This is a genomic window from Pseudomonas simiae, assembly GCF_900111895.1.
Classification (GTDB): Bacteria; Pseudomonadota; Gammaproteobacteria; order Pseudomonadales; family Pseudomonadaceae; genus Aquipseudomonas; species Aquipseudomonas simiae.
Genome location: NZ_FOKB01000012.1, coordinates 116298 through 124824 on the forward strand (window position 1 = coordinate 116298; position 8527 = coordinate 124824).

Annotated in this window: 9 protein-coding genes and 1 pseudogene; 7 read left to right on the forward strand and 3 right to left on the reverse strand. The window is 59.5% G+C overall.

The features are described from left to right. Positions 1-40 precede the first annotated feature (40 nt). Positions 41-292 (reverse strand): hypothetical protein, encoded by a 252-nt coding sequence (locus tag BMZ57_RS26735; protein ID WP_010211724.1) that lies wholly within the window; start codon positions 290-292, stop codon positions 41-43. A 156-nt stretch (positions 293-448) separates the two neighbouring features. Here BMZ57_RS26735 and BMZ57_RS26740 point away from each other — a divergent pair, with 156 nt between their 5' ends. The 4 genes from BMZ57_RS26740 (at position 449) to BMZ57_RS26755 (ending at position 4199) form a co-directional block, all read left to right on the forward strand. Beyond that, positions 449-925 (forward strand): PaaI family thioesterase, encoded by a 477-nt coding sequence (locus tag BMZ57_RS26740; RefSeq protein WP_010211722.1) that lies wholly within the window; start codon positions 449-451, stop codon positions 923-925. Then, entirely contained in the window at positions 922-1374 is a 453-nt protein-coding gene (locus BMZ57_RS26745) for a PaaI family thioesterase (protein WP_010211720.1), read from the forward strand. Before BMZ57_RS26740 ends, BMZ57_RS26745 begins: the two co-directional genes overlap by 4 nt. Before the next feature lie 89 nt (positions 1375-1463). Further along, a complete protein-coding gene (htpG, locus tag BMZ57_RS26750; RefSeq protein WP_010211718.1) occupies positions 1464-3368 on the forward strand; it encodes a molecular chaperone HtpG in 1905 nt (634 codons plus the stop codon). A gap of 102 nt (positions 3369-3470) precedes the next feature. Further along, positions 3471-4199, forward strand: a complete 729-nt coding sequence (locus tag BMZ57_RS26755) for a dienelactone hydrolase family protein (RefSeq protein WP_021492553.1) — start codon at positions 3471-3473, stop codon at positions 4197-4199. A 109-nt stretch (positions 4200-4308) separates the two neighbouring features. Here BMZ57_RS26755 and BMZ57_RS26760 read toward each other — a convergent pair whose 3' ends face one another. Together BMZ57_RS26760 and BMZ57_RS26765 are read right to left on the reverse strand one after the other, a co-directional pair. Then, positions 4309-5175 carry a pirin family protein gene (locus BMZ57_RS26760; protein WP_069672562.1) on the reverse strand — a complete coding sequence of 289 codons (867 nt, stop codon included), beginning with the start codon at positions 5173-5175 and terminating at the stop codon, positions 4309-4311. A gap of 64 nt (positions 5176-5239) precedes the next feature. Next, positions 5240-5656, reverse strand: a complete 417-nt coding sequence (locus tag BMZ57_RS26765) for an OsmC family protein (protein ID WP_021492563.1) — start codon at positions 5654-5656, stop codon at positions 5240-5242. A gap of 140 nt (positions 5657-5796) precedes the next feature. Between BMZ57_RS26765 and BMZ57_RS26770 the strand changes: the two genes are divergently transcribed. From BMZ57_RS26770 to BMZ57_RS30300, 3 genes and pseudogenes are all read left to right on the forward strand, one after another. Next, complete coding sequence (locus tag BMZ57_RS26770; protein WP_010211709.1) at positions 5797-6819, forward strand: amidohydrolase family protein; 1023 nt, start codon at positions 5797-5799, stop codon at positions 6817-6819. Positions 6820-6977: 158 nt separating this feature from the next. Continuing rightward, a pseudogene (locus BMZ57_RS30295) lies at positions 6978-7637 on the forward strand (MCP four helix bundle domain-containing protein); the annotation flags it as partial. A gap of 198 nt (positions 7638-7835) precedes the next feature. Beyond that, the coding region (locus BMZ57_RS30300) for a methyl-accepting chemotaxis protein (RefSeq protein WP_437438500.1) at positions 7836-8527 on the forward strand (692 nt) is incomplete at its 3' end.

Consider the following 8527-nt stretch of genomic DNA (forward strand, 5'->3'; position numbering starts at 1 on the left):
GGGCTTTCTTTTTGCAGCCAAGCTATTTCAAGCCGCGGTCTCAAGAACCGGTGGCAGGGGTAGCAGGTGCTGCTTCTTTTGCGGCGGCTTCGTTCGATTCAGCCTGAGCTTTGGCAGCATCGGCGTTTTCTTTCGCAGCGTCGTTCACTTTATCCTGAGCCTTCGCCATGTCTTTCTGAGCTTGCTCAGAGTGCGCGGCGGCGTCTTGGGCTTTGTCTTCGGATTTCTTGTCGCAGGCAGCGAGACCGAGGGCAGCGGCGAGCATCATGGAAATAGCTAAAGTCTTGCGCATGGGTGTTTCTCCTTATTGAAGATATCTACTGGCTTTCGAGCATGGCGGTTCGGCATTAGTTCCTTTTATTCCATAGATATATAAATCGCTGCCTAACCGGAACTTTTGTCCGGACCCTCGATTTCGCGGATCAACATTAATAAGAGTCTTTAACGAATGACCGAAAATCCCCTGTTGGCGCGCGCGACGCGCTTTGTTTCGGCCTTGCGCCATTGCCAGGTGCTGGGCATTACCGCTCATCAGGCCAGCGAGGAGGGCATTACCTTGATCATGCCCTACGCCCCGCATTTGGTGGGCGATCCCCGGTCGGGCGTGATCCACGGCGGCGCGCTGACCTCCCTGATGGACACCGCCTGTGGCATGGCCACCCTTTGCGTATTGCCGGAATTCGAGGTGTGCCCGACCCTCGACTTGCGTGTTGACTACATGCATCCCGCTGCGCCACACCAGCCGGTGTACGGCTTCGCCCAATGCTACCGGGTGACCACCGACGTGATCTTCACCCGTGGCTTTGCCTATCAGGATGATCCGCAACAACCCATCGCCCATGTGGTGGGCACGTTTATGCGCATGGGCAAGCGCCTCAAGGGTGCGCAAGGGTTGGGCAACACGATCAAGGGAGCGCAGGCATGACGCACCGATTCAAGACCCGCCTGGAACAGGCCCATGAGCGCGGCGATTATGAGGCGTTGCTCAACCTGATCCCCTACGCCAAGCTCATCGGTATCGAATGCACTCGGCTGGGGGATGAGCTGCTGTTCCGGCTGCCCGCCAACAAGGACAATATTGGTAACCCCATATTGCCGGCACTGCACGGCGGCGTGATCGCCGGCTTCATGGAGCTGTCCGCCGCGCTGCACCTGCTGGTCTTCACCGGTGCGCCGGGCATTCCGAAAATCATCGACTTCTCCCTGGATTACCTGCGCGCCGGGCAGTTTCGCGACACCTACGCCAAATGCCAGGTCTGGCGTCAAGGCCGACGGGTGGCAAACGTCGCGATCACTGCCTGGCAAAGCACTGCCGCAGAACCCATCGCCACCGCCCGCGCGCATTTCAAGATCGAGGAATCGAGCCGCCCTTGAAATCCTGGTCTTAGCCCCCAACTTTGATGACAACCCGCCGCCAACCCTCAAGGGCGCGGCCACTGCCATCCAATTGGAGTTTGATGACCATGAGTGTGGAAACTCAAAAGGAAACCCTGGGCTTCCAGACCGAGGTGAAGCAACTGCTGCACCTCATGATCCATTCGCTGTATTCCAACAAGGAAATCTTCCTTCGCGAATTGATCTCGAACGCCTCTGACGCTGTCGACAAATTACGTTTCGAAGCCCTGTCCAAGCCTGAGTTGCTGGAAGGTGGCGCCGAACTGAAAATCCGTGTGAGCTTCGACAAGGACGCCAAGACCGTCACCCTCGAAGACAACGGCATCGGCATGAGCCGCGAAGACGCGATTACCCACTTGGGCACCATCGCCAAATCCGGTACTGCCGACTTCATGAAAAACCTGTCGGGCGACCAGAAGAAAGATTCGCACCTGATCGGCCAGTTCGGCGTGGGCTTCTACTCGGCCTTCATCGTGGCCGACAAAGTAGAAGTGTTCAGCCGCCGTGCCGGCCTCGACGCCAGCGAAGGCGTGCACTGGTCGTCCAAAGGTGAGGGCGAATTCGAAATCGCCACTATCGACAAGGCCGACCGTGGCACCCGTATCGTCCTGCACCTTAAATCGGGTGAAGACGAATTCGCCGATGGCTGGCGCCTGCGTAACATCGTCAAGAAGTATTCCGATCACATCGCCCTGCCGATCGAACTGCCGAAAGAACAGGCTGCCGCTGAAGGCGAAGAGGCTCCAGCCCAGGAATGGGAAGTGGTCAACCGCGCCAGCGCGCTGTGGACCCGTCCGCGTACCGAGATCAAGGACGAGGAATACCAGGAGTTCTACAAGCACATCGGTCACGATTACGAAAACCCGCTGAGCTGGAGCCACAACAAGGTCGAAGGCAAGCTGGAATACAGCTCGCTGCTCTACGTACCGGCGCGTGCTCCGTTCGACCTGTACCAGCGTGAAGCGCCGAAAGGCCTGAAGCTCTACGTGCAGCGTGTGTTCGTGATGGACCAGGCGGAATCCTTCCTGCCGTTGTACCTGCGCTTCATCAAGGGCGTGGTCGACTCCAACGATTTGTCGCTGAACGTTTCGCGGGAAATCCTGCAGAAAGATCCAATCATCGACTCTATGAAGTCGGCGCTGACCAAGCGCGTACTCGACATGCTGGAAAAACTGGCGAAGAACGAGCCTGAGCAATACAAAGGCTTCTGGAAAAACTTCGGCCAGGTCATGAAAGAAGGCCCGGCGGAAGATTTCGCCAACAAGGAAAAAATCGCCGGCCTGCTGCGCTTTGCCTCGACGCATGAAGAGGGCGGCGAGCAGGTTGTGTCCCTGGCCGAGTACCTGGCACGCGCCAAGGAAGGTCAGGACAAGATCTACTACCTGACTGGCGAAACCTACGCCCAGGTCAAGAACAGCCCGCACCTGGAAGTCTTCCGCAAGAAAGGCATCGAAGTGTTGCTGCTGACCGACCGTATCGATGAGTGGCTGATGAGCTACCTCAACGAATTCGATGGCAAGTCCTTTGTCGACGTGGCCCGTGGTGACCTGGACCTGGGTAACCTCGACTCCGAAGAAGAGAAGAAAGAAGCCGAAGAAGTCGCCAAGTCCAAAGAAGGCCTGGTTGAGCGGATCAAGGCGTCCCTGGGCGATGCCGTCAGCGAAGTGCGCGTGTCGCACCGTCTGACCGATTCCCCGGCGATCCTGGCGATCGGCGAGCAGGACCTGGGCATGCAGATGCGCCAGATCCTCGAAGCCAGTGGCCAGAAGGTTCCGGATTCCAAGCCGATCTTCGAATTCAACCCGGCACACCCGCTGATCGAGAAACTCGACGGCGAGCAAAGCGAAGAGCGGTTTGGCGACCTGTCGCACATCCTCTTCGACCAGGCGGCCCTGGCCGCTGGCGACAGCTTGAAAGACCCGGCCGCCTATGTGCGCCGCCTGAACAAGCTGTTGGTTGAACTGTCGGTTTGACCCTGAAGTAAAAAAACCCGCTTCGGCGGGTTTTTTCGTTCTGGCGCTCCAACAGGGAGCACGTTGCGCCGAATGGTTAATTCACCTCAACTGGAGTAAACGATGAGCCAAGTCACTGTACGTTCCGTGGTCTATCAGATTGATGGCCAGTCCTATGAAAGCCGCCTGGCGTTCGATGCCAGCCACAAGGGCCCGCTGCCGGGCCTGCTGATGGCGCCGAACTGGATGGGAGTGAGTGCGGGGGCTGAGGAGATCGCCAAAAGCGTGGCCGGCAAGGGCTACGTGGTACTGATCGCCGACCTCTACGGCCAGACTGTGCGCCCTTCGAATGGTGATGAGGCCGGCGCTGCGATGATGCCGCTGAAGAACGACCGTGCGTTGTTGAACAAGCGCATGCAGGCGGCATTCGAGCAACTGCAGGGCCAGACCGAGGCCGCCGTTGATACGTCGAAACTGGCGACCTTTGGTTTCTGTTTCGGCGGTTGCTGCTCCCTGGAACTGGCGCGTACCGGTGTGCCGGTCAAGGCTGCCATCTCGTTCCACGGCACCCTCGACACGCCGAACCCGGCGGACGCGAAGAACATCAAAGGCTCTGTGCTGGTCCTGCATGGCGCTTGCGACCCGTTGGTGCCCAAAGAGCAACTGCCGGCGTTCGAAGATGAAATGAACGCGGCGGGCGTGGATTGGCAATTGCTGAGCTACGGCGGCGCGGTGCATTCCTTCACCGACCCGCATGCAAACGTGCCGGGCAAAATGATGTACGACGCGAAGACTGCCAAGCGGGCGTTCCAGTCGATGCATAACCTGTTGGATGAAGTGTTCAAGGGCTAAATCTCTAGCGCTTGTTCGGACCTCTTCGCGAGCAAGCCCGCTCCCACATTCGACCGCACTCCGACAGGGCAAACGCGGTCGAGTGTGGGAGCGGGCTTGCTCGCGAATGCTATCTCACAGGCAATTCAATTCTTTCGGACTCACCCGGCACCGTCGGCCAATCCCCAGCCGCCCAGCGCTGCCTGGCCTGTTCGATCACCGCCGGATCACTCGCGACAAAATTCCAACTAATCCGCCGTGGCCCATCCAGTGGCGCGCCGCCAAACACCATCAGGTGGCAATCGCTCTCGGCGAACAGTGTCATTTCCTGCCCGGCCGGCAGTACCGCCAAGCTGTGCACCTCCAATGCTTCCCCCTCCAACTGCGCCTCGCCCTCCAGCACATACACCGCCCGTTCCTCATGCTCATCAGGAATCAGCAGGGTCGTGGCCGTTTGCATGCGTACCTCGGCATACAACGTGGGCGATAGCACCGGCACCGGCGATTTGAGGCAGAAACCATCACCCGCGATCAGGCGGATCTGCACGCCGAGGTTGTCACTCACCGGCAGGCTCGCGGCCGGGTGATGGCTGTAATGCCCCGGCCCCGTTTCGTGGTCCTTTGGTGATGCCAGCCAGACTTGCAGCCCGTGCAGGCTGAAACCTCTGGCCTTGAGCGCCTCGGGTGTACGCTCGACGTGGGCAATCGCGCTGCCGGCGGTCATCCAGCTGACATCGCCGGCTTGCACCACCTGGTCCGAACCCAGGCTGTCTTTGTGCTGCAAAGCGCCTTCGAACAGATAAGTGAGCGTGGACAGACCAATATGCGGGTGTTGGCGGATATTCATGCCGTCGCCCGGTGCATAACGGGTGAGCAGCATATGGTCGAAAAACACGAAAGGCCCGACGCTGCGGCATTCTCGCGACGGCAGCGGGCGCAGGATCGGTTGGCCTTCGACATCTTCGGGGCGAGGGCGGATCACGGTGAGGGTGGTCATGGTGCGTCCCAATCTGAGCGGGTTGGATGCTGCTGAGCATAACCCGCTCGGTAGGATGTTGCCGCTATTGGCTGAAGGCACCTTCCGACAGCTTCGTCTCAATGCTGACGTCGGCGGTGGTCATCAGCTTGTGCACCGGGCAGCGATCCGCCACACGGTGCAGCTCGTCGCGTTGTTCGTCGGTGAGGACGCCCTTGAGCGTCAGCGTGACGTTGAGTTTGTATTTACCCTTTTGTTCTTCGGCGGCGTCATGGGTGACTTCTACGGTTACGCCGGAAAGCGGGATGTCTTTCTTCTGTGCGTAGAGCTTGACGGTCAATGCTTTGCACGACGCCAGCGCGGCGTCGAAGTAGTCGTGGGGGGAGGGCGCCGAATCATCGCCGCCCAGGCTTTTGGGCAGGTCGGTAAACAACTCATGGTTGTTGATATTGACGCTATGGCGGAAGTTGTCTTGGTTCAGGGTATTTACGGTAACAGGCATGGTAAACCTCACAGGGTGACAGGATGAAGGTCATGCAGTTATAGAGCATGCTGGCACTTCGGTGTTCCGCGTTTTTTGCCGGATGAACCCCGGTGGGGCGCGCAAGGTCTACCCGTATCAGCCCTTATCGAGGTGTTACCGTGCCCTGGACCCGTCTGACGCTTGCCCTGTTGTTCACCGCCGGCAGCCTTGTTGCGCAGGCCCGCGACTATGCCTACAGCGATGCGCACCTGCATTACGTTGATTTCTTTCAGGAAACGGCGGGCATGGACAAGCTGCTCAAGGCGATGGCCGACAACCGCATTGAGCATGTGATGATTTCCGGCATTCCGGTCGCGAAGAAGTGGCACGAAGACGAACCCAAGCGTCCACGCTATTACGCCGGTGATGACGCCGATGCTTATTGGTACAGCGCCACCGACGTGATCGTTGCGGCAGCGGTCAACAAGCTGACCCCTGAACAGCGTCAGCACTTTCATCCGTTCCTGTCGGGCTTCAATCCTAACGACAAGAACTCGGATGCCCATATCCAGCGCATGCTCGACCTCAACCCAGGGCTGTGGCAGGGCATCGGCGAAGTCTTCACGCGCCATGACGACCTCACGGCCATCACGGCGGGCGACACGCCGCGCGCGAACAACGAAGCCATGACCCGCATCTATCACCTCGCAGCGGAAAACGACCTGCCGGTGATGCTGCACTCCAACATCACCTCCAAACGCGAGCGTAACCCGCTGTACCTCGCCGAAGTGGAGGAGCCGCTGCGCAACCATCCCCACACGCGCTTTATCTGGGCCCATGCCGGCACCAGCAAGGAAATCCACCGCCACCAGGTGCAGATGGACTTTTTGCTGCCCACCTTGAGCCGCCTGCTGGAGGCTTATCCCAACCTGTATGTTGACCTGTCCTGGAGCATGCTCACGCCGTATCTGCTCGATGACGCAGGCCAGCCTCGCCCGGAGTGGGTAAAGCTGGTGGAACGCTTCCCGGAGCGCTTTATGCTGGGCTCGGATGTCGTAGGGCGGTTCAACAAGCTGGGTAAGGAGATGCGCCGCTTTGACCCTTTTCTCGATGCCTTGCCTGAGGATGTGGCGCAAAAAGTTGCGCGGGATAACTTTCTTGCCGTCCTGCCTAAAGCGAACCAAGAGGGTGCAGCCCGTTGATATCGCGTTTTGGTCTTACGCAACGGCCGTAACGGGCCGATAACTTTCAAGAGCCAGCTGCAAATGGATGCAGCGCGTTTGGAAGGAGCCAAGGCATGAGTATCAGAAGTCTGAATATCGCCCCGCGCGCGGGATTGGGGTTTGGCGTGTTGGCGTTGATGGTGTTTGCCCTGGGCGGCTTTGCCCTGTTGCAGATGGCCAATATGCGGCAGCAGTCGGATCAGGTGGAAAACAACTGGCTGCCCAGCGTGATGGCGGTGGGGGATATGAGTCAGGACCTGCTGCGCATCCGTGCGCTGACGTTGCGCCTGCTGGTCAACCGCGACCCCCAGGCGCTGGCGCAGAATGAACAGAAACTCACTGAAATCAAAGCCAACCTGCATCGCGCTCGAACGTTGTATCAGGGCTTGATCGTATTGCCCGCCGAACAAGTGTTATTTGATCGCTTCAAGGCCGAAGAGGCGCGCTACCTCGAACGTCAGGAGCAGGTGGTGACCTTGTCCAAGGCCAATCAACTGGAGGATGCGATCCGGGTGGTCAACGGCGAAATGAACCAACTGGCTGACGAAATGGCGGCGACGCTGCGCGAACTGGTGACCTTGAACAAGACCAGTGCCAACCAGGCCGCAAGCCTGGCACAAAGCGTATTCAGCCAGTCGCGCATTTGGGTGATCGGCATGATTGTGCTCACGGCGCTGGTCACCATTGGCCTGGCGGTATTGCTGACGCGCAGTATCGTGCTGCCGCTGGCACAGTCGTTGAAAGTGGCCCAGGGCGTCGCGAGCGGCGATTTAACCGGTGAGATCAGTGTCCGTGGCCGCGACGAACCGGCGCGCTTGCAGCAGGCGCTCAAGAGCATGCAGGAAAATCTGCGTGACACCATCCGGCGCATATCCGAATCGTCGAACCAACTGGCGTCGGCTTCCGAAGAGCTGAGTTGCGTCACGGAGGACGCGACGCGTGGCTTGCATCAACAGAGCCAGGAAATCGAGCAGGCCGCCACGGCCGTCAACCAGATGACCGCCGCGGTCGAAGAGGTGGCAAGCAATGCAGTGGCCACGTCGCAGGCGTCGCGCGAATCCGACCGCATCGCCCAGCGTGGGCGTGAGCAGGTGCAGCAGACGGTGGTGTCGATTGAAGCGCTGGCCACCGATGTGACCGACAACGTGACGCAGGTCGAGGACTTGGCGCAGAAGGTCTATGGCATCAGCAAGGTGCTGGACGTCATCCGCTCGATTGCCGAACAGACCAACCTGCTGGCGCTGAATGCGGCGATCGAAGCGGCACGTGCCGGGGATGCCGGACGTGGTTTTGCGGTAGTTGCGGACGAGGTGCGCGCCTTGGCCCACCGCACCCAGCAGTCGACCCAGGAAATCGAACAGATGATCAGCGGGATCCAGCAGGGTACCGATCAGGCGGTCAGCTCGATGCAGCAGAGCAATACACGGGCGCGCTCCACGCTGGATATCGCCAAGTCGGCAGGCACGGCGTTGGAGGAAATTGCCTCGGCATTTACCCTGATCAATGAGCGTAACCTGGTGATTGCCAGCGCGTCTGAGCAACAGGCGGCAGTGGCGCGTGAGGTGGATCGCAATCTGATGAACATTCGCGATTTGGCGCACCAGACGTCAACGGGGGCGAATCAGACCAGTGCCGCGAGTCACGATTTGTCGCGGCTGGCGGTGGACCTGAACACGCTGGTGGCGCG